General features: G+C 44.5%; 18 protein-coding genes. 7 read left to right on the top strand and 11 right to left on the bottom strand.

Annotated elements, in window-relative coordinates; all coding sequences use genetic code 11:
* Positions 1 to 81: 81 nt before the first annotated feature.
* Entirely contained in the window at positions 82 to 861 is a 780-nt protein-coding gene (locus FEK29_RS17045) for a hypothetical protein (RefSeq protein WP_138259640.1), read from the top strand.
* A gap of 119 nt (positions 862 to 980) precedes the next feature.
* On the opposite strand, the gene FEK29_RS17040 is transcribed toward FEK29_RS17045, so the two are convergent.
* From FEK29_RS17040 to FEK29_RS17020, 5 genes are all read right to left on the bottom strand, one after another.
* Positions 981 to 1751: a DUF481 domain-containing protein gene (locus FEK29_RS17040; RefSeq protein ID WP_138259639.1), complete on the bottom strand. Its 771-nt coding sequence runs from the start codon at positions 1749 to 1751 to the stop codon at positions 981 to 983.
* Positions 1752 to 1956: 205 nt separating this feature from the next.
* Positions 1957 to 5232 carry a ligand-binding sensor domain-containing protein gene (locus tag FEK29_RS17035; RefSeq protein ID WP_138259638.1) on the bottom strand — a complete coding sequence of 1092 codons (3276 nt, stop codon included), beginning with the start codon at positions 5230 to 5232 and terminating at the stop codon, positions 1957 to 1959.
* 415 nt (positions 5233 to 5647) lie between these two features.
* The gene (locus FEK29_RS17030) at positions 5648 to 6646 is read right to left on the bottom strand and encodes an NADP-dependent oxidoreductase (protein WP_138259637.1); all 999 of its coding nucleotides are present in this window, start codon (positions 6644 to 6646) and stop codon (positions 5648 to 5650) included.
* 272 nt (positions 6647 to 6918) lie between these two features.
* A complete protein-coding gene (locus tag FEK29_RS17025; RefSeq protein WP_138259636.1) occupies positions 6919 to 8316 on the bottom strand; it encodes an NAD-dependent succinate-semialdehyde dehydrogenase in 1398 nt (465 codons plus the stop codon).
* A 20-nt stretch (positions 8317 to 8336) separates the two neighbouring features.
* Positions 8337 to 9077, bottom strand: coding sequence for an SDR family oxidoreductase (locus FEK29_RS17020; protein WP_138259635.1), 741 nt, complete (start codon positions 9075 to 9077; stop codon positions 8337 to 8339).
* A gap of 257 nt (positions 9078 to 9334) precedes the next feature.
* On the opposite strand from FEK29_RS17020, the gene FEK29_RS17015 reads away from it, so the two are divergent.
* The 3 genes from FEK29_RS17015 to FEK29_RS17005 all read left to right on the top strand — a co-directional run bounded on the left by FEK29_RS17015 (position 9335) and on the right by FEK29_RS17005 (position 15147).
* Positions 9335 to 11215 (top strand): CocE/NonD family hydrolase, encoded by a 1881-nt coding sequence (locus FEK29_RS17015; RefSeq protein ID WP_138259634.1) that lies wholly within the window; start codon positions 9335 to 9337, stop codon positions 11213 to 11215.
* A 218-nt stretch (positions 11216 to 11433) separates the two neighbouring features.
* Positions 11434 to 14460, top strand: coding sequence for a WD40/YVTN/BNR-like repeat-containing protein (locus FEK29_RS17010; protein WP_240042781.1), 3027 nt, complete (start codon positions 11434 to 11436; stop codon positions 14458 to 14460).
* 87 nt (positions 14461 to 14547) lie between these two features.
* Complete coding sequence (locus FEK29_RS17005; RefSeq protein WP_138259633.1) at positions 14548 to 15147, top strand: DUF6642 family protein; 600 nt, start codon at positions 14548 to 14550, stop codon at positions 15145 to 15147.
* A gap of 40 nt (positions 15148 to 15187) precedes the next feature.
* Here the strand turns inward: FEK29_RS17005 and FEK29_RS17000 are convergent, their stop codons facing one another.
* Positions 15188 to 15865, bottom strand: a complete 678-nt coding sequence (locus tag FEK29_RS17000; RefSeq protein WP_138259632.1) for a hypothetical protein — start codon at positions 15863 to 15865, stop codon at positions 15188 to 15190.
* Positions 15866 to 15929: 64 nt separating this feature from the next.
* Positions 15930 to 17003, bottom strand: coding sequence for a serine hydrolase domain-containing protein (locus FEK29_RS16995; protein WP_138259631.1), 1074 nt, complete (start codon positions 17001 to 17003; stop codon positions 15930 to 15932).
* Positions 17004 to 17445: 442 nt separating this feature from the next.
* Here FEK29_RS16995 and FEK29_RS16990 point away from each other — a divergent pair, with 442 nt between their 5' ends.
* The 3 genes from FEK29_RS16990 (at position 17446) to FEK29_RS16980 (ending at position 22535) form a co-directional block, all read left to right on the top strand.
* The gene (locus FEK29_RS16990; RefSeq protein WP_138259630.1) at positions 17446 to 18000 is read left to right on the top strand and encodes a DinB family protein; all 555 of its coding nucleotides are present in this window, start codon (positions 17446 to 17448) and stop codon (positions 17998 to 18000) included.
* 389 nt (positions 18001 to 18389) lie between these two features.
* On the top strand, positions 18390 to 20081 hold the full coding sequence (locus tag FEK29_RS16985) for a leucine-rich repeat domain-containing protein (RefSeq protein ID WP_138259629.1): 1692 nt from the start codon (positions 18390 to 18392) through the stop codon (positions 20079 to 20081).
* Positions 20082 to 20309: 228 nt separating this feature from the next.
* The gene (locus FEK29_RS16980) at positions 20310 to 22535 is read left to right on the top strand and encodes a carbohydrate binding family 9 domain-containing protein (protein WP_240042780.1); all 2226 of its coding nucleotides are present in this window, start codon (positions 20310 to 20312) and stop codon (positions 22533 to 22535) included.
* Between the two features lie 960 nt (positions 22536 to 23495).
* On the opposite strand, the gene FEK29_RS16970 is transcribed toward FEK29_RS16980, so the two are convergent.
* The 4 genes from FEK29_RS16970 to xerA form a co-directional block, all read right to left on the bottom strand.
* Positions 23496 to 23660: a type II toxin-antitoxin system HicB family antitoxin gene (locus tag FEK29_RS16970; RefSeq protein WP_093980789.1), complete on the bottom strand. Its 165-nt coding sequence runs from the start codon at positions 23658 to 23660 to the stop codon at positions 23496 to 23498.
* A 19-nt stretch (positions 23661 to 23679) separates the two neighbouring features.
* A complete protein-coding gene (locus tag FEK29_RS16965) occupies positions 23680 to 24471 on the bottom strand; it encodes an AAA family ATPase (protein ID WP_093980790.1) in 792 nt (263 codons plus the stop codon).
* Positions 24472 to 24479: 8 nt separating this feature from the next.
* Positions 24480 to 25067: a recombinase family protein gene (locus FEK29_RS16960; RefSeq protein ID WP_093980791.1), complete on the bottom strand. Its 588-nt coding sequence runs from the start codon at positions 25065 to 25067 to the stop codon at positions 24480 to 24482.
* A 121-nt stretch (positions 25068 to 25188) separates the two neighbouring features.
* Positions 25189 to 26007, bottom strand: a complete 819-nt coding sequence (xerA, locus tag FEK29_RS16955) for a site-specific tyrosine recombinase/integron integrase (RefSeq protein WP_136567480.1) — start codon at positions 26005 to 26007, stop codon at positions 25189 to 25191.
* Positions 26008 to 26173 lie beyond the last annotated feature (166 nt).

Genomic DNA, 26173 nt, shown 5'->3' with positions numbered 1-26173 from the left:
CAGGATTTAACTTTTTATACATACTTAATTCGTAATGAATACGTTACTCTACTATAAGGAACACGAGCACTTGGAAAAATCATGTTTTATCTTTCGTTATTATTTTCCCTGATTTTTACACTTCCCTCCACGGTGAATGCCGGTAAAAATAGGGATGTATCCCATGCATCGGAAATGAAAGGGCCTCTTGAAGAATTAAAGGAGGATAACGAAAAGAAAACAGCACTTTTTGAGATGGATTCCGATAGTATCGCCATTTCCTATAAAAATACCAAAACGGCCGCCGAATCCCTACGAGTAAAATTACAGAAAGACCTTAGGACAGGCACTATTACCCTTGACCACGTTAAAAAGGCCTTCACCAATCAGTTGGTTAATGAAATCCTTCCGCACTGGTATGGCACACCTTGGAGTTTCGGGGGTCATACAGAAGTTCCCAATCAAGGAAAAATAGCATGTGGATATTTTATATCTACCACCTTACGTGATATGGGTGTAAAGCTAAATCGATATACCTTGGCCCAAAAATCGCCCTTAGATGAAGCAAAAATGATCAGTTGTGGGTCTGAAATTAAAAGTTTTGTACAAGAAACCCCGGAGAATGCCTTGGCGGAAATCGATCGTTTGACTCACGAAGGACTCTATTTTATAGGTTTTGATGAAGGCCACGTGGGCTATCTTTTAAAAAGGGACGGAGAGTTACTTTTAATTCATTCCAACTATTTTTCACCTGTTTCCGTCTGTATGGAAAAACTAAATGAATCACGGGTGCTTACAAAATTCAAAAAATTTCATCTTGTGGCGATTTCCCATAATGAACCGCTTTTGCAACGTTGGTTGGAAAATGGTACAGTTTTGTAATCACAATATCAAAGATTCAAAATACATTCATTGCGAACTTTTCCCTACTGGTATTCAAAACGAATAAAGCCATTGTATTTTCCCAATAGTTGGCTAGAAAAAGTTTAAACCCAATAGATTTAAATCGTAAACGTCAGTCCAAAGCTAACGTTGGAGGCACGGTCATTCTCCCTGATTGGCGAAAAACTACTGTAGAAGTAGTTATAGAGTGCAGAGAGGCTAATAACTTTACTAATAGGTAATTCCGCTTTCAGCTGACATAAAATTCGGTGGTTGTTGATGGCATCGTACAGGGGCTGAAAATATACCGTTCCGGTTATATCCAACTTGGTATTTTTAAACGCTTGGTTAACGGATAGATAACTACTGTTTCTGTGATTGAAGAATCGTTGGTCGGTTTCCGCCACTTCTTCAATTTCATACATATACGCATTCCCAAAATAAGCGGTGGTTCGCTCGGTGGATAAAAACTTTAACCGAATACCGGCACCGACCAAATTCCGACTCGTAATGGTCAACAAGGCATTGTTCTGGTTCTGGACAAAGGCTTCCAAGCGAAATAGCTTCGACAATTTCTGATTATACCGCACATGGAAAAACCAGGTGTTCTGAAAATCCTGGGCTTTACTTCGTATGAGCTTATAGTTACCGATGAAAAAGTAAATTTTCTTTAAATCCTTGGATTTTACCTGCGTGGTAAGGTTGGACGCCACTTGGAATATATAATCCCCATTGTTATCCGTGTAATCGAAAAGCACATCGCTTTTTAAGGCGAATCGGGTCGAATCTGTTTGCATGCGCTTGGACTCGATATTGACCAATTGACCCATAACCGAATTCGATACAAAGCATAAAATAAGAAAGGAGACTAGGGTTTTCAAGGGTTTCATTAAATAGGGTTGGCTCGTTTTTGTCAAAGGTACCCAAAACCAATCGATATAACTTTCCGCCCACCTCAGCTAGGTTTTTAAGTGTAGTGCCCAAATCTATGAAGGAGTAGCTTGCCTAGAATCAAAGGTCAACAGGCATCCCTTGAAATGTAATGTTTTTAAAATGTACATATTAAAACGGTCAAGAGCTACTTCCTTGGTACAATCAAAGGGAGGCTATTGTATCCCAACTTTTTGTTTCGTGCCGATCTTCAATGCCCGGTCTGGTGTTTGGTAGCGTTATAAAAAAGGTAGTTCCCTTTCCTTTTCCACTGGATTCTGCCCTAATGTCCCCACCATGCGACACAACAATTTGTTTTGTCATATAAAGGCCCAGACCACTTCCCTTAACATTTGGGTGAAATCGCTCAAACGGAGAAAATAATTTTCCTAAGGATTCTTTATCCATTCCCGATCCGTTATCTATGACCTGAAATTCTACTTCCTTTTCAGTTTTTTTAGCTTTAACAACAATCAATGGCTTGTTTTGGTTTCCCATATATTTTATGGCATTGTCCAAGAGGTTGCTAAAAACCTGAATCATTCTGTTTTTATCCGCGTAAATAGTGGGCAAGTTTTCATGAATTTCCAATGCAATGTGATTGACCTCCAATTTACCCCAAACTAAATTACGTGCCAGTTGGATGATTTCGTTTGAATTCAAAAATTCATTTTCGTTCTTTATTTTTCCAATTCTTGCCATTTTCCCCAAATCACCAATTAGGTCGCCCATGGTATCACAGGAGGTATGTATCATTTCCAGGTATTTTTCCATATCGGGGTTTTCGGCCAAATTTATATCCATTGGAATAAGGTTCGCAATTCCCTTTATTCCACTCAGGGGGCTCTTTAAATCGTGGGTTACCGAATACGTAAATCGTTGTATTTCCTCATTTTGAAGGGATAGCTCATCCGCGGCCTTTAGTAGCTTTTTTTGTTGGATTTGAAGCTCCTTGGTACGTTCGGAAATCTTTCTTTCCAGCTTTAATTGATTTGCTTTAAGGCTCCGGATGCGGATGTAGTGGATTAGATATATCAGTCCTAATATAAAACAGGTCAAGATCAAGCCAAACCACCATGTTTTCCAAAAGGGAGGAGTAATGCGTATGTGAAGCAGCCTTTCATTGGCATTCCAGATCCCATCTGAATTTGTGGATTTAACGTGTAGTACGTAATCTCCGGAATGTAAATTGGTGTAGGTGGCCGATGTTTTGTTTCCAACATAGTTCCATTTGTTTTCAAACCCTTCCAAATAATAGGCATAACGCACTTTCTCTGCCGCTTTTAGCGTCAGCGCTTTAAATTCAATATTGAAAACCGAGTGTTTGTGACTGAGGGTTATGGAATCCACTTGGTTGATGTCTTCCTGCAAAACCCCAAAACGATCATTTGGGCGAACGGATGTATTGAAGATCTTAAGGTCGGACAGCAAAACTACTGGGGCGTCCGTTTGTTTTGCCGCCTGTTTGGGATTGAAAATATTGAACCCATTTGGGCCGCCAAAAACGATATCAAAATTGAAAGTCCTGTAAAAGGCAGAGGAATTGTACTCATCGCCTTGTAGGCCATCATACATGTCATAATCCAAAAACTCGCCGGTCTCTTCCTCATATCTGGTAATGCCCTTATCCGTGCTGATCCATAAAAAGCCATTTACATCCTGTACCAATCCCCGTATCGCATCGCTTAGCAATCCATCGGCTTTGGTAATGGATGTAAAGGTGTTGTTTTCAGGGTCAAATTTATTGAGTCCCGCCTGCGTGCCCACCCAGATATTGCCATCATCATCTTGGGTTAGTACGTTCACAAAATTATCGCTCAGGAAATTGGTATCGCTCAAATTGTGATATTGATCATGGGACCAAGCACCGTTTTCCTCAATTAGCCTAAAGACGCCCATGGTTTCCGTACCTACCCATATAGTGCCTTCGTCGTCCTCCAATAAACGTGCTACCGAGGAAATTTTTTCACTATAGATTTCGGATTCCAGTTCTATATCTTCGAACAATTCCGTATCTGGGTGGTACACTTGCAGTCCTCCCCTAAAATTGGCAATCCATATCCTACCCTTGCTATCCTTTAAAAGATCAATGATATTATTGGAGGAAAGAGAGGAGTTCGTCGTATCCCACACTTCGTACGCTTTTGTAGCCGTATCAAAAATGGTAAAACCCGTACCCCAGGAACCGATCCATAATTTATCCTTATCAAAAGTCAGTGTGAGCACCACGTTGGTGTTCAAGTTGCCCACATCCAAGGAAAAATGTTCAAAACGGTTCGCCTTCCTATCCCAATAATTGAGACCGCCACCGTCCGTTCCAATCCATAAGCCCCCATTTTTGTCCTCTGCGAAGGACGTTACGATATTATTGCTCAGTGAATTACGGTCAAAAGGGTTTGCCGCTATTTTTTGAAATTTGTAGTAATTCCTGTCGTAAAAGCTGATTCCTTTCTTGTAGGTGCCCACGTACATGACCCCATTTCGTGTTTTATGTAGCGACCAAATGGAATTATTGGGTATGGAACTTGGATTTTTATAATCCAGTTTCGTATTGGATATTGTACCGTTGGCTAGCTGGTAGAGGGACAGTCCGCCATTCTCCGTACCCAACCAAACATTACCACAATCATCTTGTTCCATGGCCAATAGGGCATGGCCTTGACTGACCATAATCGGGTTCTCGGCGGTAAATGAGCCCTCTTTTAAGTTATAAATTAGGAGTTCCCCATTCCGCATACCAAGAAAAAATTGGGAGGCACCTATTTGTAGGGCACTGCTTGTGTTCTGTAGGTTATCGATTTCCTGCTTTATGGTCAACGCTTCATCGATAATGTAGCTTTTGCCCTCCGTTACGATGAAATAGTCCTGGTTGGCCAAGGGAAATATTTCAATAATTCGGTTGTTGTTCGGTTTGTCCTGTTCCGACTTCGGAAACTCCAAATGTCCAGTTTTTCCTGTTTTGGTATGATAACGATACAGACCATGCTCAGAGGTTCCTAACCATAGGGATTCCTGAATGTTTTTGATCACCATGATATGCTCGCTCTGTATTTTCCCGCCTTCCGTTTGGAATGGATAGGGCCGAATGACCGCTAGCTTCTCATCATACAAGTTAAGCCCTCTGCTGGTGCCGATCAACAACGTTCCCTTCAGATCCTCGTATATATATTCAATATGGCCATGAGTCAAGCCCAAAGTACTATCACGTGATTCTTCAAAAACTTTAAAATCGCTACCGTCGTACCTATTGATACCTTTGGTGGTCCCGACCCAGAGAAAACCGTGTTTATCCTCAAATATCTCGGTGACCGTATTTTGGGATATAGGTGCTTTGATCGGTATAAAAGTCAAGGAATCCAAATTGGATTGGGAGAATGAAAAGTAAGTCCCTAGTACTAGGAGTACGTTGGCCGTCACCAAGGAGAGGGCAGTTCTTTTCATTACTGAAATCTAAATTGTAGTATTTTACTTTCAAAGAAAAGGTTTAATTTCTTAGTATAAAAATTATGTTGCCAACCCTGGGTTATATGTTGTGAAATGATTGCTATTGACAAAATATAATTTGGGTATTCGTCATAAAATGAAGGTTTTAGCTTGTAACATGAAGCGTAAATACCACACTCTACCTTTATGTTGTTTTGTCTCTTTTAGAAGTGAAAAACCCCTCGAGGTATTTCCACTTTAGTTTACCTTGGGCATTGGGTGAAAATAAAACATGTTTTTTTGGACGCACCTTGCGCAGCAGAGCGAAAGGCTCGGTACGGGTCGCTGGGGGAGACATATCACATTTTTATTCCTGATTCCCCTTCGACTTACCTCGACTCCGCTCAGTACAAGCCGCTCAGGGGACAGGCAATTAAACTTTTACGATCATTTTTCCTTTTTTCTTGCCATCCATCATGTCCAAAAAGGCCTGTGGGGTATTTTCAAATCCTTTCACGATGGTTTCCCGATAGGTCAATTTTTCCTCGGCCAACCATTTGGACAACTGCTGCATGGCTTCGGGGAATTTATCGGCGTAATTGGAAACGATAAAGCCTTGCATTAAGGCACTGTTTTTGATCAAAAAAGGCTGTACGCTCACCCCGGTCGGTGTTTCGGTGTTGTTATAAACCGATATCGCCCCGCAATTGATGATTCTGGCGAACTTGTTGATGCTGAAGAGCACTGCATCGGAGATTTCCCCTCCCACATTGTCAAAATAGATATCCACACCGTTGGGTGCGGCCTCCTTAATGGCAGCTTTCATATCGTCCGTAGTTTTATAATTGATGCCCCGGTCAAAACCGAATTCGGATTTCAACAGTTCCACCTTTTCATCGGAACCGGCAATGCCAATGACCGTAAGGCCCAAGATTTTCCCGATCTGCCCCACCACACTACCCACGGCACCTGCGGCCCCGGAAACGATCAAGGTTTCTCCTTTTTTCGGTTTTCCGATTTCATGCAGCCCCAAGTAGGCCGTTAATCCCGTCATCCCTACAATACCCAAATAGGCACTTAAGGGCGCTTTGTCCGGGTCCACTTTTTGAAGGTTTTCGCCGTTGGATATTTGTAGCGTTTTCCAATCCAATCGGTCCCTCACAAAATCACCTTTTTTAAAGTTTTCATTCTTGGATTCGATTACTTCCGCGATGATGCCGGAATTGAGAGGTTGTCCCACTTCAAAAGGAGGGACATAGGATTTGGCATCGCTCATCCGTCCTCGTAAATAAGGGTCCACGGAAAGGTATTTCGTTTCCAAAAGCACTTCCCCATCGGTGATGGATAAATTGTTTTCGGATTCCGTAAGTTCAAAATTGTCCAGGGTAGGGGCCCCTACCGGACGTTTCTTTAAGTGTATCGTTTGTATCATTCGTATTGTCTTTATGTTTATAAATTTAGGAATCCTTGCCATTGTTTTCTTCCTTTCGAATGAATGCAATGGAGGTTATCCCTAGTTTGTAAAGTAAGGGCTATCTAAAAGGTCATTTCTGCTGTCAATTCGAGCGCAGTCGAGAATTATAACTTTTTGGTTTTTAAAGCATCTCGACTGGGCTCGATGTGACATATGAATAGAATGGTAACTTTTTAGACAGCCTCTTATTTAGGGTCTGATCAACTTCGAGGGACTACATATAAGGTACCCTAATCCTCACCAATCATAATGGACTTCGCATTTACGAATTCCTTCATCCCGAATCCACCATGTTCGCGTCCGTAACCCGAATTCTTGACCCCTCCGAAAGGCATATTTGGTTCGGCCAGGCCAAAGGAGTTGATAAACACCATGCCCGTATCAAAGTGTTTGCTGGCCATTTCCACGGCGGTGTCCACATCTTTGGAGAAAATGCCACCTCCGAGTCCGAATCGGCTATCGTTGGCAATGCGCATGGCATCTTCATTGTCCTTGGCCTTGATCAATGAGGCTACCGGGCCGAACAGTTCATCGTCATACGCCGGTTGTCCTTCGCTAACTTGGGCCAAAACGGTCGCCGGATAATAGTAGCCCTCACCCTCGGGCAGTTTCCCACCGCATAGGATTTCGGCGCCGTTCGCTACACTTTTTTGTACCTGTTCGTGCAATTTTTCCCGAAGATCTTTACGCGCCATAGGGCCTAAATCCGTTCCTGAATCGGTTGGGTCTCCCAATTTTAGGGCCTTCATCCCTTTTACGAACTTCTCGCGGAACTCGTCATACACCGCCTCTGTCGCAATAAAGCGTTTGGCGGCAATACAGGTTTCCCCATTGTTATAGATACGTCCTTGGATACATTTTTCCACGGCCAAATCAATATCGGCATCGTCCAAAATAAGGTAGGCATCGTTACTACCCAGCTCCAACACCATTTTCTTCAGTTCGCCACCGGCTTTTTCGCCAATTTTCTTTCCGGCTCCCGGACTTCCCGTCAGGGTAACGCCCCGCACCAATTCGTGCTCTATGATGGTGTCCGATTGATCGTGGGAAATTACCAAGACACTAAAGAGTCCCTCGGGCAATCCCGCCGTATCGAATATCGATTTTAGGAGTTTGGCCGTTCCGGTCACATTTTCGGCATGTTTCAGCAACACACTGTTCCCCGCCATTAAATTGGCAATGGTATAGCGAATGACCTGATAGGCCGGATAGTTCCAGGGTTGAATCCCATAAATAACGCCCAAAGGCGCGTAGGTGATGATGCCTCTGCCACCATCGGAAATTTCGCGTTCCTCGCTTTTGAGTGCGTCCGGTGCATTTTTGGCGGAAAAGCTGCAAATGGCACTACATAGGTCTACTTCCTGTTCGCTTTGCTTCAGGAGTTTCCCCATTTCGGACGTCATCATGTCCGCCAGTTCCTTTTTATAGTTCTGTAGTTCTTCCCCAATGGCGGAAATGATTTTGCCCCGTTCCTCCACGGATTTGAACCGCCATTTTTTAAAGGCCTCGTGGGATTTTTGAATGGTGTCTTCCACCTGTGCATCCGTCATGAGCGTATGCGTGGTGAGCGGTTTTCCGTTTGCGGGATTGATTGTTTTAAATGTTTTATCTGTTATTGTCGTTGACATATTTTTCTTTTTTTAGTGAATTACTGTTGTTCGCTGGGTACCAGGTACACATCGTTGATGTTTACACGCTCCGGTTGGGAGAGGGCGTAGTAGATGGCATCTGCAATATCCTCGGCTTCTAAGGTTTCCATTTGCTGCATCTCCTTCATTTTCTCCATGATGTCTTCATCGGTAATGGTATCCGTAAGATTGGTCGCTACCGCACCCGGTTCTATGGAGGTGACGTTGATACCGTATTTGGGGGCCAGTTCTTGGCGCAAGCCTTCGGAAAACATCTTTACCGCGGCCTTGGTAGCGCAATACACCGCTCCGCCCGGAAAGTACCGGTGTGCGGCCATGGACGAAATATTGATGATATGCCCGTCCTTATTGGCTTTTAGCTCCGGTAGTACCGCGGCCACGCCGTTCAATACGCCCTTAATGTTCACGTCCACCATTTTCTCCCATTCATCCGTCTTTAATTTTTCTACAAAGGAGAGGGGCATCAAACCTGCATTGTTGATCAGGGCGTTTACCGTCCCGAATTTCAATTTCGCTTTGGAAACCGCATTTTCAAAGTCCGTCATTTTGGTGACGTCCCCGGCCACGACCAAGGCCTCCCCACCTTTAGCTTCAATGGCCGATTTTAAATCGTTGAGTTCATCTTCGCTCCGGGCCATCAACACCACTTTAGCGCCGTGTTGTGCCAATTTATGGGCCGTCGCTTTACCTATACCGCTTGAGGCTCCCGTAACTAATATTACTTTGTTTTCTAAATTCATCGTGTTCTTTTTTTATTTCCATTCAATGTAAGCCTGATTGATGGATTTCCTTGACCATAAAGGATGAAGGATTGACGGGTTCGCTATGGAGCGCGCTTTATGGTTTTTAGGGTTAAGGCAGTGTCCTATTAAGGCGAATGGGCACCACAAAGAGACGAATCAATGTGGTCTTGCCATGTTACCTTTAACTCCCTTTAAATCGCCCTTTTCTAGGAATTTTAATTATTTTTAGAAAATAACTAATCCAGCACTACTTTATGAAAATTCCGTATTCGTATCTTTTCGTATTCCTCCTTCTCTTCAGTACCGTTTCCAAGGCCCAAGAGGACGATACTATTCTCAAAAAATTACAAGAAATCGCCATCATCGACCAAAAGGTCATGATGCCCATGCGGGATGGTATTCGCCTCGCAACGGACATCTATCGGCCCAAGACCAATGAAAAGGTACCCATCATTTTCTCCAGAACGCCCTATAATTTTAATTCCTGGGGCGATGGGGAGCGGAAGACCAGAACGGCGGAAAGGGCCTACGAGGCGGTAAAACGGGGCTATGCCTATGTGGTACAGAACGAGCGGGGCCGCTATTTTTCGGAAGGGGAGTGGGATATCCTGGGCGTTCCCCTTACGGATGGCTATGATGCCTTTAGCTGGATGAAGGACCAACCGTGGTCCAATGGGAAAATCGGTACCTATGGCTGTTCCAGTACGGCAGAATGGCAAATGGCCGTGGCCGCTTTGGACCATCCGGCGCATGCCGCCATGGTACCCCAAGGTTATGGTGCCGGGGTGGGTCGCGTGGGCGATATCCTAGAGCAGGGCAATTGGTACCGCGGCGGGGTAGAGCAGCTGTTGTTTTTTTCCTGGCTGTACGGGGTGGAACATGACAAGTTCAAACCCCGCATCCCGGAAGGCGCGACCCAAGAAGACCTGATTCGTATTTCGCGGTTTTACGACCTGGCACCCGAGAATCCGCCCGTGGATATGTCCGAAGCCTTAAAACACTTGCCCATTCAGGATATCCTAAAAAATATGTACGGGAAGAAGGAGATTTTCGATAAAATGGTACGCCGTAAGCCCAACCATCCGGATTGGTATACGGGCGGACTCTATCATGACGATATGGAAATAGGTACCCCTAGTTTTTGGTTCGCTTCTTGGTACGATGTGAGCATCACGCCCAATTTGGCGCTCTTCAATCATGTTCGGAACAATGCCAAAGACCCTGAAATACGGGACAATCAATATATGGTCATCGCCCCAACATTGCACTGCGCCTATACCCGCGCAACGGAAAATACCATCGTAGGGGAGCGTAGCGTTGGTGATGCCCGTCTGAACTATGACGAACAGATTTATGCCTGGTGGGACCTGTGGCTGAAAGGCGAAAACAACGATTTTAAGGAGATAACACCCAGGGTGCAATATTACACCATGGGGAAGAATATCTGGCAAACCGCCGAGCAATGGCCCCCTAAGGATAGTAAAATGACGACCTATTATCTAAATAGTGACGGGGCGGCCAATACCGGGAAGGGCAATGGAACGCTTTCCAGAAAAAAACCCTCCAAAGACCAACCGGATACTTTTGTGTACGACCCTATGAATCCCGTAACCTCCTATGGCGGCAACGTCTGTTGTACGGGCAATGCGGTCCAAGGAGGCGCCTTTGACCAGCAGGTGATGGAGGAGCGTGATGATATACTGGTCTACACCACCGATGTGTTGCAGGAAGGCGTAGAGGTGACCGGTTTTATCGAATCTACCCTTTATGTTTCTTCCGATGTCAAGGATACGGATTTTACGATCAAACTGATCGATGTCTATCCGGATGGCAGGGCCTATAACTTGGACGAGACCATTCAGCGTGCGCGTTTTCGCGAGGGGTACGACAAAGAGGTTTTTATGCAAGAGGGCGAAGTGTACAAAATCGACCTTTCACCAATGGCCACCAGCAACTATTTTGAGAAAGGACATCGCATTCGTATTGAAGTATCGAGCAGTAATTTCCCGCGTTTTGCCCGTAATTTGAATACCGGGGGCGACAATTACGATGAATCCGAAGGTGTGGTGGCTACCAACAAGATCCACCACTCCAAAGCCTATCCGTCGCAGATTCGCTTGCCCATACGTAAGTAGTCCCAAAAAAATGTATTCAAGAGCCTTGGAAGATGGGGAATTGCAGGACGTTTTGTAAGGAAATTTGCAGTAACCAAGTAAACTACCTTGGGGCAAGCCACGAGGCATTCGCAGGAAACAAATTTTTAATTTCGAGGCAAGCCTCGGAGGATTATACCCTTTGGTGCTGCCAATAAAAAAATATTCAATATAATAGAGACCATTAAATGACCGCTACCATGAGAACATCCCTTTTTTGTTTGAGTTTCCTCTTTACGAGCCTATGCTTTTCACAAATAGACCCATCCAATTACCAAGATTTGGAGTATCGAATGATCGGGCCTTTCAGGGGCGGGAGGACCGTGGGGGCGGTGGGCTTGCCTTCCCAACCCAATGTATTCTTTATTGGGGTGAACAATGGCGGGGTATGGAAAACGGATGATTATGGCCGTACCTGGAATCCCATTTTTGATGACGTGCCCACAGGTTCCGTGGGAGATTTGGCGGTTTCGCCCTCGGACCCCAATGTTATTTATGTCGGTACCGGCGAAGGGCTGCACCGGCCGGACCTGGCTGTAGGGGACGGGATGTTCAAATCCACCAATGGCGGTAAAAGCTGGGAACATATCGGGCTGGAAGATGTGCAGCAGGTGAGTCGGGTCATCGTACACCCCACCAATCCTGACGTGGTGTATGTGGCCGGTTTGGGCCATCCGTATGGGGCCAATGAAATGCGGGGCATATTTAAATCGGTAGATGGCGGAAAGACATGGAAAAAGACCTTGTATATCAACCAAAATACTGGAGCCATTCAGGTAGAAATGGACCCTAATAATCCCAACATCCTGTTCGCGGCCATGTGGGAACATCAGGAAGGACCGTGGGAGAACGCCAAATTCTCTGGCCCCAACAGCGGACTCTACAAATCCACCGATGGCGGGGACACTTGGCGACAACTCACCAACGGACTCCCCGGAGCGGAAGAGGGCTTGGGTAGAGTAGGGGTGGCGCTATCGGCCAGCAATTCCAAACGCCTATATGCCACGGTCGATGCCCGGGAAAAGGGTGGGGTCTATACCAGTTCCGATGCCGGTGAAAGCTGGAGCCTCGTCACCACGGAAAACCGATTGTGGGGCCGAGGCAGTGACTTTGCCGAAATCAAGGTACATCCCAAGGATGAAAATATCGTTTTTGTAGGGAATATCGCCTCGTATAAATCCGTAGATGGCGGTAAAACGTGGACCTCCATCAAAGGCGCCCCGGGCGGGGACGATTACCACCGGATATGGATTAATCCCCTGCATCCGGAAATCATGCTTTTTGCCGCGGATCAGGGAGCGGTCATTACCGTAAATGGTGGGGACACTTGGAGCTCGTGGTACAACCAGCCCACGTCACAATTGTACCATGTAAGTACGGACAACCAATTTCCGTATTGGGTATACGGGGGCCAACAGGAAAGTGGCGCCATTGGCATTGCCAGTAGGAGCAATGGGGGACAGATCTCGTTTCGGGAATTTATGGGTGTGGGTGCCGATGAATATGCCTATGTGGCCCCGGACCCTTTAGATAACAACATCGTTTATGGCGGTCGCGTCATTCGATTCAATAAGAAAACGGGGCAGTCGCAATTTGTCGGTCCCGAAGTATTGCGTTCCGGGGAGTTCCGCTATTTACGGACGATGCCCTTGTTGTTTCATCCGGCCGATGACAGCATGCTGTTGTTCGGTACGAATGTCATTTGGAAAACCCATGATGGGGGACAGCATTGGGAACAGATCAGTGGCAACCTCACCCGAGCCAGACCCGAAGTGCCGGCCAGTGTCGGCGATTACAAAACCGATGCCATGGAAAACATGCCGCAACGCGCGATTGTCTATGCGATTGGACCTTCTCCTTTGGACAAAGACATTATTTGGGCCGGAACGGACGATGGCCTCATTCAGGTGACGCGGGACGGTGGTAACACCTGGACCAACGTAACACCGACCTCGATTACGTCTTGGGACAAGATTTCACAGATCGATGCCGGGCATTTTGATGCGGGAACCGCCTACGTGGCTGTGAACGCTATTCGGAAGGACGATATGCAACCCCATATTTACAAGACCCATGACTTTGGGAAAACCTGGGAAGAAGTGGTTACAGGGATGAATCCCTCGGGTCCGGTAAACGTGGTACGGGAGGACCCGAAACAAAAAGGCTTGCTGTTTGCCGGAACGGAGCGTGAGGTCTATTTTTCGGCGGATGATGGGGCCACTTGGCAATCCCTAAGAATGAACATGCCCGCATCTTCCATTCGGGATTTGGTGGTGCATGAAAACGATATGGTCGTTGGTACCCACGGCCGCTCCATTTGGATCTTGGACAATTTTAGTCCGCTGCGGGAGTTGGTCGGCCTGTCCGGTCAAAACGCTTATTTATTTTCACCGAGCGATGCCTATCGGGTACGGTTCAATATGTTTAGCGACACGCCCTTGCCCCCGGAGGAACCTACGGGACAGAATCCGCCAGATGGGGCCCTTATCGATTATTATTTAGGGGCCGATGCCCAAAAGGTGGAACTCAATATATTGGATTCGGAAGGCGGGTTAGTCAACCATTTTTCCAGTAACGATAGGGCGGAAGTGTTGGATACGACTAAAATGCAGCATCCCACGTATTGGATACGTCCGTTTAAAGGATTGTCGGGCGAATCTGGCCACCACCGATTTGTGTGGAATCTACGGTATAAAGAACCTCAGGGCGCCAATCGTGCCTTTGCCATTGCGGCCGTGCAATACAATACGCCCAGCGGACCCGAAGGACCTTTTGTAGCTCCGGGAACGTATACCATCCAACTGAAGGTCGATGGGGAAACTTTGGAAAAAAACATCACCGTAAAACTGGACCCCCGTTCCGAAATGAGCGAGGAAGCCCTAGCCCTACAAACCGACCTGTCCCTGCAGACGTATAGCGATTATGGGAGATTGCAGGAGATTCGGGAGGCGATTGACGCTAGCTCGGCAAAAGGTAGGAAGAAGGAAAAGATGTTAGCCTTTCGAGGCAAGGGAGCCCCGGAAGATGGCGATTTGATCTATGGCAGTATCTATGCGTCGGAGCTGGAGGACGAAACGCTTGTCGGACTGCAATCCAAATTGCTCTTTCTCTTGAACGTGCTACAAAAAACCGATGCCCGACCGACCGTCGCCACACAGGAAGCCGCAAAACAGTTACATACACGTGTGGGGGAGATGGTAGTCCTTTGGGAATCGAAGTTTAAGTAAGTCGGCAAGGAAGCCATTAAACGTTAAAAATCATAAAAATCCTTGGCTTGATTTGGTGTTTTTTTACTTTGGCGAAAACCTTCAGATGTGCTAGCGAAAAGACGACAATTGCCCCAGGAATATCCCATGGATTCCGAAAAATTCATCTACTGCCTGGAAGCGGTGGCCGATGCGGAACTTGACCAAATCACCGAAGTACAAAAAAGCCTGGAACAAATGGCCATGCAATACGGCGTGGCGAGTATCTATAAGACCTGCGAAACCATTGAGGGGCTGGAAGACAGTCTCAATGCCTTGGTCCTAGACGACCATCATTTTAAAGACTATGAGATCATCTATCTGGTGATGACGGGCGAGGCCAATAGTATTTGCTTGAACGACTACTACTATAGCTTGCAGGAAATCGCGGAACTTTTTGAGGGTAGGTTACGGGGCAAGATCGTGCATTTTTCCAACGCCAAAGTGCTGGATCTGGACGAGGAGGAGGCCCAGTATTTTTTGGACATTACCAATGCCAAGGCCGTATCCGGCTATGGCCACCCCTCACAGGGCATCAGCAGTGCCATGCTGGACAAGGCCTTTTTCAACCTGTTCAAGGAAGAGGACGATATGTTCGAGGTGGTGGAAGAACTGCACCGCAGGCATTACGATGCCTGTAAGATATTGGATTTTAGATTATACTATTAAATCCTGCTCGCAATAGGATATCTATCGTTTGCTTGAAGGTCTAACCGTTTAATCTATTTTCCCTGCGCTCCCTACGATCGTCCCTGCGTTCGCGACGGTCTTCCCGTAATTCCCCTTTATCCTCCCGGATTTCTTCCTGGGTCTCCAAAAGGTCATTGTTCATGGTGGCGATAAACTTTTCAAGCAGGCCGTTTCCAAGCGTTTCATCGGCTTTGGCACTTTCGTAGAGGGCCTTTTGGTTTTCCAATCGGGCCTCCAATTCGGCACGGTCGGCTACATCGTCACGTTTGTCGCGGCGGTCGTCACGGGTATTCCTTCGGTCGCGACGCATATCCCTTCGGTCGTCTTGGGTGCCTTCAAATGTTCTGCGGTTGCTTCTTTTTTCCATACGGTTGGTCCCTTTTTCCACGGAACTTTGCACGACTTCCCGCTTTGCCCGGGCTACTTTTCCCTCGGTCTGTTGGATTTCCCGCTCCATGGCGGTCAGGATTCCCTTCCGATACTTTTGGGCCAATTTGGTATCGCCATTTTCAAGGGCCGACTGGAATTCGGATACATCGGCTTTAAAGCTTTCCAGTTCTTTGGTGTCCCGTTCCAATTGCGCGTTCCCGACCTTGATCTGTCGGTGGTCCTGAACGGCTTCCTTGGCATTCTGGGCCGAAGCAAAAAAGGCCGTCAATAGTATAAGGGTCGCAGTGAGATATTTATTTGTTGTCATTGTCTTTGATTTTATCGGTGTATAAAATTTTAAAATATAAGATCTAAAAAATAGAGTAGGGGGGTTAATTGATCACTGCATTGATTTTCTCCCAAAGGGCATTGTCAAATCCCGATACCGCAAAATTGGCATTCTGCGGGTCCGATGCATTGCCCATACGAATGACCACCATGTTTTTGCTAGGAACCACATAGATACGTTGGTCCTTGGCACCCATGGCCGCCACCATGTCGGCCGGGGCATTGGGAATCAAAGTCCCAGGATACACGGTTTGGTCGCTGGGAAGCATGTATTGGGACTTTCCGTTCAACCACCATAAGTATCCGTAGGAGGGATTGATGTCTTGGGATGTGGTCACGCATTCGGTAAAGAAAGATGCATCGATGACCTGCTCCCCGTCCCACGAACCGTTATTTAGGCTGAGTAGCCCGAAACGGGCCATGCTTCGGGTGGTGCTGTGAAAGATGGTGAAGATCGTTCCTTCGTTCCAAAAACCGTCCATACCGATCTTCGCCTTGAGGTTTGTGTTGAAGTAGCTTTCAAAATCGGTCGCACTGGATTCGGCCACCACATCCATCAATTTTTGAAACACGTTTCCGTAGGCCCATCGGGTGCCGGCATCGGCGATATAGGTGAGGTTGGATTTTACCACCAATTGTTTGGTATCGTCAATGCCAGAGGTCATCGTGAGCAAATTCCGAACCGTAATCAGGTTTTCCTTTTCCAAGTCCATATTGGTCCAGTTTTCCCCTAGATAGTCGGACACTTTGTTATCGATATCTATCAGTCCGTTTTGCTGTGCAATGCCCGTGGTGGCGGATGCCAAGGTTTTTCCGGCACTGTTCCATTCCCAAGGCTCTTGGGCCGTGTGTCCGTCAAAATACTCCTCTATCACGATCCTGCCATTGACGAGGATCATAAAGGATTTGGAATTGGTCTGGATGAGAAAATCTTTCAAGGGATCTAGTTGCGACTCGTCCCATTGTAGACTGCTGGGTGGAACGGTTTCCCACGTATTGCTTCCAATGGGTGGAAAATAGAGGGTTTGATCGGGTGGAGCTATTGGCCCGTCGTCTGATGAGGAGCAACTGACCGCCATACCAAGCACCAGTACCAAAAGCAAATACATATATTTCATCTGTATATTTTTATTGTTTTTCATAGGTCAGATGCAATTCGCCAATAACCATCCCGGTTTGTATCAAGACTTGTTATGGCTCATTTCATAGCTTTTATTTTTTAGACTTCTATTACGCCATTGACTCACTATTACATTTCTAGGTACGTTTTTCTCGTATGTCCCTGAAACTCCCGCTCTAAACAATGGCATTGAAGCATATCATATAACGTGCTGGTTTTTGGTTTGTTGTGTGGGGTATGGGCTGAATTATAAGGATACTTTTGCATGTATGTTCAATTTTGGATGATACGAAGGGATATTCTGTTAAAAACATGTCAAATTGTTTTTCAACTAGCGTGTTTCCTTAGGATCGGGGTATCTTCTGCCATATTTTTGAAGGGCCAGTAAGAAGAACCTCCAAAGGCTTTATATTCTTTTATTCATTTAAAATTAAACAACCATGAAAACAAAAACCCTTCTTTTATTTTTATTCCTGCCGATGTTATTGTTGAACGCACAGGGCGAATTGAAGTCGGTGGAAGGCTATTCGCCAAACATTGGCCGCATGGTCTATATGTTGGAAGATTTAAAGGATCGCATTACCGAACAGGTTAAGGACTTGGACCAATCCCAAACCGATTTCCAATATGATGCCCAAGCGAACAGCATTGGCGCCTTGATCATGCATTTGGTCTCTACGGAATCCTATTACCAAGTAGCGACCTTGGAGGGTAGGGAATGGACAGCAGCCGAACTTGAAAGCGTAGGTGTTGCCGGGGAACTGAATGCCAACGTAAATAGCATGCTGAAAGGGGAGCCTATTGGTCATTATCTGGATCTATGGGAGGAAGTACGGCAAAAAACCTTGGCCGCGCTCAAAACCAAGGATGATGCCTGGTTCGCCTCGAACATTGAGGAAGGACTGAATTATCACTATATCTGGTACCACGTTATGGAACACTCGGCCAACCATATGGGGCAAATTGGGACGATAAAGAACCGGTTGCCGGAGTAATATATTTGTTGTAATACACGATAACATATTTGCTCTTGGCTTGTTGTTGTTGAATGGCAATTTTACTTTTGTAAATGAATCAGAAGAATACTTTCTGCAAAATCTTTACTTTTTTCAGTTCGATAATACGCCGGAGTACTTATTGGGACCAAACTTTCTTTGAATTTTTATTTAACAAATTCTTATTCAAAATACACTAGAACATTTTTTATAGGATTGGAGGTAGTAGGGGAGTGAAAGCGATGCTTCTTACATTTATTAGTATAAGTAAAAAGCCATGAATTAATTTGTGTGGGATGGTCTTGTTGGCGTTGTTTTTGATTATTATACTTGGTCAATTTTTTTTGCGTTATCAATAGATGTTCCATGAATATTAGCCAAATTATTTTATGAAAAAAATATTTCACATCCTTCTATTATCTTTTTTTGTTATCTCATGTTCTTCAGACAATGATGAACCTAGCTTAGAAGGTGAACCAACAGAAGTGTTAGAAGGAAAGCAGATATTTCGAATTGATTTAAAAAGTTTAACAGCAAAAGGAATATCCGCTGACAAACAAAAAAATTTAGAGCCTGCCTTTGCTATTCTGAGTGTGAATGACAGTGATGGCGTTTCGATTCTTACAAGAGAAAAGATTTCACTGGTAAAAGTTGGTGACAGTTATGTAACAAATGAAATTACTTTAGAATCGGGTACGTATTCGGTCATAGAATTTATTGTGACCGACATTAATGATGTTGTGATTTCAATTGCTCCAAAAGAAAATTCCGTCTTTGCCCAATTCACGACAAAACCTTTACCCTTTGATTTTGTTGTATCAACTGATGAAACGAAAGAAACAGCTACCGAAAACATTAATGCTGCAGGTTATACCTCGGTTGATTTTGGGTATACAGAATTAAGCTTGACATTCCCTGAAAATACAGATTTCTTTAGTTTGACCGTAGATGATTCGTTTCTGCTCACAACAAAAACTCTAAATTTAAAATCAATTACCGGTTCAACCTATTTGGTAGACTGGGGAGATGGTACCGTAGAAGAATACGTATCTACCATCATTGATTCAGGTATAGAAAATGAGATATCACATACTTATGCAGAAAAGGGGGAATTTATTATAAATGTTAGCGGGCCAGTTGCTGCTATCGAAACACTTAGTTTTTTTGGGGAACTCCCAGATGATCTTTACCAATATCAAACCAATTTAGTAGCGATTGATATAAGTAAATTAAACTTATTGAGGAATCTTAGTATTTACACAGGTAAATTAACAAGCATTGACATTTCTAACAATATAGCTTTGGAGAACCTTTCCCTCCGCAGAAATGCGTTGTTAAGCATTGATCTAATAAACAACCCAAATTTAATAGAAGTTTTTGTGGACGATAATTCGTTAACCAGTATTGATGTATCCACAAATTTAAATTTGGAAAATCTAAATGTCACAGCGAATCAATTGACAAATCTTGATGTATCCAATAACAGCAAGCTTCGTATATTGAATGCGTGGGAAAATCAATTGAATTTTATAGACCTTTCCAATAATATAGACCTAAGCCTCCTTAATTTAAACCATAATGCCCTTGCAGCAATAGATATTTCAAAAAACTTGAACCTCCTTGAGATTATCGCCGGGGATAATCAAATTACCAGTGTGGATGTTTCCAATAATCCAGAATTAAGACGTATCGATTTGTTTCAAAACCAACTCACAAGTATAGATGTATCAAATAATTTGAATTTGAATGGTTTATATATTGATTATAACCAAATAAGTGAACTAAACCTGGCTCACAATACGAACCTGGAATACTTAACTGTCGAAAATAATATGCTAAGCGAGCTAAATTTGGTGACTAACCCCAAAGCTTTTGTTTTCCATATCGGGGCAAATCAATTTAGTGCCTCGGATTTGGATATAATACTGTCTCAAATCTATGACAATGCGGTTTTAAATTCGATCATGGACGGATACATTGATTATCAAAATACTCCCGGATTTTCGGAAATTGACCCTACAACTATAATAAAACTTAATAAACTAGCAGCGGATTATAACTGGACTTTCAATAATAATTAGTTTGCTTGCAAAACATCAAGCTTTATAGAAATCCTGTGCTGTTTTACACAAACAATAAATTTGTATCATAATTTATATTATGTAAAATAGAATATTTAAACCCGATAACAGTCCCTTCGTTTTTAGCCGCTTCCTCTTCTCTTTGGCTTTATAATTCACAACAACCAACTTTTAAAAACATTTCCATAGAAAAGTAATGTATATTTATTCCACCAATTACCAAACTATATGACATCCGATCCATTTCAACGATTCCTTCTAGGCATCGTATTGCTTTGTTGTGTTGCTGGTTTTTCACAAACTACACCAAAAAACCAACAATTTGACCGACCGTTTTATCAAGCGACTTTTTTGGAAACCGAGCTGCTTGTAGACGGTGAAATCCGCAACGAAGCCCTTTGGGAGTCGGTTCCCTTGGCCCCGGACCTCATTCAGATTAAACCTTCCTTTGGTGCCCCTGTTTCGGAAAAAACTGATATTCGGGTCGCGTACAGTGCTACCACCTTTTACGTGGCCGTGGTCTGTTACGATACGGAACCCGATAAAATTGTGGTCTCCGACTCCCGTCGGGATGCGGACCTCAACGACGAGGACAGCTTTCTCTTTATCATAGATACCTATAACGACCAGCAAAACGGCTTTCTCTTTGGTACCAATGCCCAAGGCATGGAATACGACGCTCAGATCAACAACGAAGGCAAGGGAAACAACAATGCCAACCGCCAACAGGGTGGCGTAATTGGGGGTACAAACCTCAATTGGGACGCCACCTGGTCCGTAAAGACCCAATTGGGCGATTACGGCTGGAGCGCCGAGTTTGCCATTCCCCTACGTTCCCTGCGTTTCGCTTCCGGGGAGGCTAAAACATGGGGGCTCAATTTTCAGCGGAACATTAGCAAAAACACGGAAATCGCCTATTGGACTTCCCTCCCACTGGGTTTCGACCTCAAACGGCTGGCCTTGGCCGGTAAATTGACCGGACTCAATCTGAAAAATCCAGGGAACCTAAAGTTGATTCCCTATGCCCTGGTTCAGGGTATCAACGACCAATCCGTCTCTCCCAGCGAACAGGACCTGAATGCGGAAGTAGGGATGGACGTCAAATACAGCATTACCCCCAGCGTGACCCTCGACCTTACCTATAATACGGACTTTGCCCAGGTAGAAGTGGACGACGAACAGGTGAACCTGGACCGATTCAACCTTTTCTTCCCCGAAAAAAGGGCCTTTTTCCTTGAAAATGCGGGTCAGTTTTCGGTCGGAAGTCCCGGGGAGGTCGATTTGTTCTTTAGTCGGCGTATCGGTTTGGGTCAGGATGGTAGTATTGTACCCATCATTGGTGGAGCGCGAGTTTCCGGGAAAGTCGGACAGACCAACGTGGGCTTGTTGAGCATGTTTACGGAGGATGTGGCATCGGCAGGTATTACGGAGAATAATTTCTCCGTGGCGCGTGTCAACCACAATTTTGGGAATTCCCGAAGTTCCTTAGGCGGTATTTTTGTCAACCGACAAGGGTTGGCGGGTCTCGACGATGATTTTAACCGCGTTTATGCGGTGGATGGGAAATGGGGCATTGGCAACAAAGCGGAAGTGAACGGCTTTTTTGCCAAGAGCGTCACCCCTTCCATCAACGGTCAGGACCATGCCTTTAAACTACTGGCCAACTACGAATGGGACGGTTGGAACCTGAACGCGGGCTACACCGAGGTGGCTCCGGGATTCAATCCGGAAGTCGGTTTCCTACAACGAACAGCCTTTAAAAAGCCGGAGTTGTTGATCTTTAAGGCGCATCGGGTGAATGGGAACGGAAGTTTCCTTGAAATGCGTCCCCATCTCTCCTACCGAGGTTATTGGAACTTTGACAATGAGCAGGTTACGGGCTTTCTGCATGTGGACAACCATTGGGTTTGGCGCAGCGGCTTTGAGATCCATACCGGTATCAATTTCACCCAGGAGCGGGTGTTCGCCCCCTTCAATATTTCCAATGTGACGGTGCCCATCGGCGAATACAAAAATGAGGAATTGCAGTTTGTGTTGATTACCAACCCGAATAATGCTTTTTCCGTCAGTACCCGTACCTTCATTGGTGGTTATTTCAACGGAATGCGCTATTCCAACAGTGGTACGGCCAATTTTAGGGTCGGGAACAAATTTGTGTCCTCCCTGACCATGAGCCACAACGATATTCAGTTGGAAACCGGAAATACCACGGCTTTGGTAGGCGGACTCCGATTGGCCTACAGTTTTACCCCACGTATCTTTTTACAAAGCTTGATACAGCGCAACAATGTTTCCGAGATAACCTCTGTAAATGCCCGCTTTGGTTGGCTCCAAAGTGCCAACACCGGACTCTTTGTGGTATTCAATATCGTACGGGACGACAACCCCTTGGATTTTTTGGACAACCAGACCCTGACCATAAAATACACGCATCGGTTTGATGTTTTGAAGTAGCTACCCATACATGAATGTGTACGCTACTCAAATAAAGAGTTGGTTATATAATAGGATTCTTGGGGTTTAGATGGACAAAAATTCAAGCCTAAAATTCCAAATTCCCTGATAATTCTTAAACCTAAAATATGCAATAGAAAATCTATTACGGCTTCAAACTACTTCAAACACACGCTATTTAGGCCTAGTGACCTCATAGCTGCGAAAAGTGTCAATATAGCTCGGAGGCATTGAAAACATTGGCTTTCCGCTTTGACATCGTCCCAAAATTGAACAAAATGCCCAATTAAATTACCTAATTTATTATAATACAATTTTTTACGGACGCTAGCCCGTTTCGGGATTACACTACCATTTCATGGCTTTTAAAACGACTTGGGCGCAAAACGGTTAATGGACTATCTTTACGGAAATAAACCGATTATGTTTCTTTCCATTTTCTTAAAAGGCTCAATGTTCTAAGTATTCACTTAAAACATTGAAATCGTGAAACATTCAAAGCGATTTATAAAAGCCTTTGGTCTTACCCAAGAGGGACACATTGATTTTCCTAAAAAGATATCCAATATCCGCATTTCAAGGATTGACAACTACCGTAAGATGGGTGGTTGTTGGTTCTGTTTCCCCCATGGAATAGAGACCACTAACTCAAAATTTTCAAAACGTACCCGTAACTGGAAAAAATATAGGAGAAACCAATATAAACTTTGATTTGGGAGTGAACGCATAGCGGCTGAAACCGCCCGATGACCACATAGCTGCATAAACGGAAAACTTTGCTCGGAAATACCGAAAACACTGGTGTTTATCGATTAATTAAATTCCCCAGTTTTATTTATTGGTCTATATGGATGTAATGTGCAATAGGGTTTATTGAACGTACTGCCCAAGTGTTCTATTTTATGTTTATGCGATTGAGATTCCTATTTTGTTTATTGGAACAACCACGGTAAGCTCTTTTCAGTGTTCTTGTCCGTGAAGGAGTTCCAAATGCAATTCAATGGCTTCCTTGATATTATTCTCGATTTCAGCTCTATCGGCACCAGCGGAAGTACACCCGGGAAGTTCCGGTACATAGGCACTCCAACCATCGCTGCTCTTCTCATAAATAATTTCGTATTCCATAAATCAAATTTAGGATATGTTATTTCAAAAACCTCAGATAGCTTTCCGGACTTTGTAAGAACGACCTGGTAATGGTATAGTGCTCCGTTTCCTCCAATGATACCTTGTTCATTCCTTTGTCCGTCACCTCATAAATATTTGCTCCGGGATACGCCATAAGCATGGGTGAATGCGTGGCAATGATAAATTGGGACATATGGGCCTTTAAGTGTGCTTGGATGAAATAGAGCAATGACAACTGTTTTGATGGGGACAATGCTGCTTCGGGTTCATCCAGCAGGAATATCCCACTTCCATTTATGGTATCGTCCATTATTTTCAGATAAGCTTCCCCATGTGAAAACCCCTGAAGGTCTTGGCCGTAGTTCTGCCGCATTTTATAAATCTGATAGTTTTGGTTATCCTTCATTTCCTGGATGATACGGTCCGGAACTTCACCATAGATATCCTTGAACGACTCGTGGAGCCTGGCATCCTCCCTATCGATACTGTTCAAGAGATCACCAAAGTCCTCTGCCCTGAAGAAAAATCCCCTTGGCCTCTCAATTTTCCAGTTCAATTGCAGATAAGGTGTCAGCGAACGGGCCGCCTTGAAACAATTCTTGCCATATCCGAACCCGTCCATATGTGGGAGTTGTAAACGAAGTGCCAATGTTTCAAGTAAAGTGGACTTCCCCGTTCCATTGTCCCCTATAATAAATGTGACTGGTGCGGACACATCGATATCCTTTGCAAACTTGATAGCACTGACATCGTAGGGAAACGGATGGGTCCGTTCCGCTATAACGCTAAGTGACGATAGGTACGGCATAGATCGGTTCAGGGTTTAACGGTTGAATCCGCCATTAGTGATTTTTCCACTCTATAGAAAGAGGTCTTTCCCAATTTTGCCCGCTTGCATGCATTATCGATTGAGACCCCTTGGTTCTCATAAAGATGTTTGGCGTAGTGGTACTTTTCAATTGTTTCCACTTTTGCACCCTTGGGCCTGCCCAAAAGCTTGTTTCGTTTTCTGGCATTGTCCAGTCCCACTTTGGTACGTTCACTGATTAGGTTTCTCTCGAATTCCGCAACCGCAGCAAAGATTTGTAGAAGAAATTTCCCATTTGCCGAAGTCGTATCGAATTCCGGTTCGCTCAGACTTTTGAAGTGTACCCCGGCCTCGTTGAAGCGGTCTATGAGTTCCACCATGTTTCTCAGGGAACGGAAAACACGATCGTTTTTGTAGGTAAGAATGGTGTCCCCCTTCCTCATGTATTTGAGCATCTCGTTCAGGCCCTTTCTATCATCTCTTGTACCGCTGGCGATATCGGTATAGATTTTCTCGCAACCCTCTTTTTCGAGCAAGGCAATCTGAGCTTCCAACTTTTGTTCGGGTGTGGACACCCTGGCATATCCGACCGTCATATTTGGTTCCGTAAAAGGTTATATAACGAAACTACTAAAAAGAACGACAAATGGAACTGTGAACGAATGTTTTTTGAAACGGATTCAACTGTGCCGTAAAACGGCCAATTTATGGAGCGGTTCAATCATCAAAAGGACTTGTCACATTCAACAAAGTAGGTTCAGTAACTTGGGTATAAATCATGGTCGTCTTAATGGAATTGTGCCCTAAAAGTTTTTGGATGATTCTAATATCGGTACCATTTTCCAATAGGTGCGTTGCGTAACTGTGCCTCAAGGTATGCGCGGTGATGTTTTTATTTATTCTCGCCCTTTTGGCAGCAGCCTGGAGAAGCTTGTTGAAACTTGACGAAGAATACCTGTCTCCCTTTTGGCCTTCAAATAGGTATCGTTTGGGCGTATATTCTTTATAGTACTCACGAAGCATTGACAAGGTTTTTTCAGATAAGGGTACTATCCTGTCCTTGTTGCCCTTTCCTGATTTAATATGTATCACCATTCTGGATGAATCTATATCCTTGATTTCAAGTGCAATCAACTCGCCTACCCTTAAGCCTGCACTGTAGACCACGGCTATCATGCTCTTATGCTTGATGTTGTTGGCTTTTTCAATGATTTTAAGAACTTCCTTTCTTGCGATGACTACGGGGAGCTTATTTGGCTTTCTACTCGGAAATAGATATTCCAAGTTAATGTTCTGACCGAAAATTTCTCTGTAATACAGCTTCAAGGCCATCGCTACCTGTTTCTGGTAGGAATAGGATACTTTCTTGGTGTGTACCATATGATAGAAGTACCTGTGAAGTTCGGTTTCATCAATCTTGTTCAGTGGCTTTTCAAAAAATTGAGTCGCCATCTTTACGATGGAAGAGTAACTCTCTATAGTGTTCCTGCTATACCGCTTAACCTCCAATATTTTCACAAAATCAGGCAATGACATAATAATATGAAGATATCGATTTATAGTGAAAAAGTACTATTTTTATCCAACATCAATATGGTTATGCGGAACTTTCCGGATATCCAGTAGTTAGCTTTAATGCGAGAAACGAACTCAGAATTCAAAATTGGATTTAAATTATGGAATTTGAAATCAATACAATAGA

It is taken from the genome of Maribacter aurantiacus (assembly GCF_005780245.1).
Lineage (GTDB): Bacteria > Bacteroidota > Bacteroidia > Flavobacteriales > Flavobacteriaceae > Maribacter > Maribacter flavus.
This window is presented reverse-complemented; position numbering and strand designations above follow the sequence as displayed.

Coding starts and splice junctions, on each gene's coding strand:
- FEK29_RS17000 (WP_138259632.1), bottom strand. CDS start 15,865: ATGACAACAAATAAATATCTCACTGCGACCCTTATACTATTGACGGCC.
- FEK29_RS17010 (WP_240042781.1), top strand. CDS start 11,434: ATGAGAACATCCCTTTTTTGTTTGAGTTTCCTCTTTACGAGCCTATGC.
- FEK29_RS16990 (WP_138259630.1), top strand. CDS start 17,446: ATGAAAACAAAAACCCTTCTTTTATTTTTATTCCTGCCGATGTTATTG.
- FEK29_RS17030 (WP_138259637.1), bottom strand. CDS start 6,646: ATGATACAAACGATACACTTAAAGAAACGTCCGGTAGGGGCCCCTACC.
- FEK29_RS16980 (WP_240042780.1), top strand. CDS start 20,310: ATGACATCCGATCCATTTCAACGATTCCTTCTAGGCATCGTATTGCTT.
- xerA (WP_136567480.1), bottom strand. CDS start 26,007: ATGTCATTGCCTGATTTTGTGAAAATATTGGAGGTTAAGCGGTATAGC.
- FEK29_RS17025 (WP_138259636.1), bottom strand. CDS start 8,316: ATGTCAACGACAATAACAGATAAAACATTTAAAACAATCAATCCCGCA.
- FEK29_RS16960 (WP_093980791.1), bottom strand. CDS start 25,067: ATGACGGTCGGATATGCCAGGGTGTCCACACCCGAACAAAAGTTGGAA.
- FEK29_RS17035 (WP_138259638.1), bottom strand. CDS start 5,232: ATGAAAAGAACTGCCCTCTCCTTGGTGACGGCCAACGTACTCCTAGTA.
- FEK29_RS17040 (WP_138259639.1), bottom strand. CDS start 1,751: ATGAAACCCTTGAAAACCCTAGTCTCCTTTCTTATTTTATGCTTTGTA.
- FEK29_RS17020 (WP_138259635.1), bottom strand. CDS start 9,077: ATGAATTTAGAAAACAAAGTAATATTAGTTACGGGAGCCTCAAGCGGT.
- FEK29_RS16995 (WP_138259631.1), bottom strand. CDS start 17,003: ATGAAATATATGTATTTGCTTTTGGTACTGGTGCTTGGTATGGCGGTC.
- FEK29_RS17045 (WP_138259640.1), top strand. CDS start 82: ATGTTTTATCTTTCGTTATTATTTTCCCTGATTTTTACACTTCCCTCC.
- FEK29_RS16970 (WP_093980789.1), bottom strand. CDS start 23,660: ATGGAATACGAAATTATTTATGAGAAGAGCAGCGATGGTTGGAGTGCC.
- FEK29_RS17015 (WP_138259634.1), top strand. CDS start 9,335: ATGAAAATTCCGTATTCGTATCTTTTCGTATTCCTCCTTCTCTTCAGT.
- FEK29_RS16965 (WP_093980790.1), bottom strand. CDS start 24,471: ATGCCGTACCTATCGTCACTTAGCGTTATAGCGGAACGGACCCATCCG.
- FEK29_RS16985 (WP_138259629.1), top strand. CDS start 18,390: ATGAAAAAAATATTTCACATCCTTCTATTATCTTTTTTTGTTATCTCA.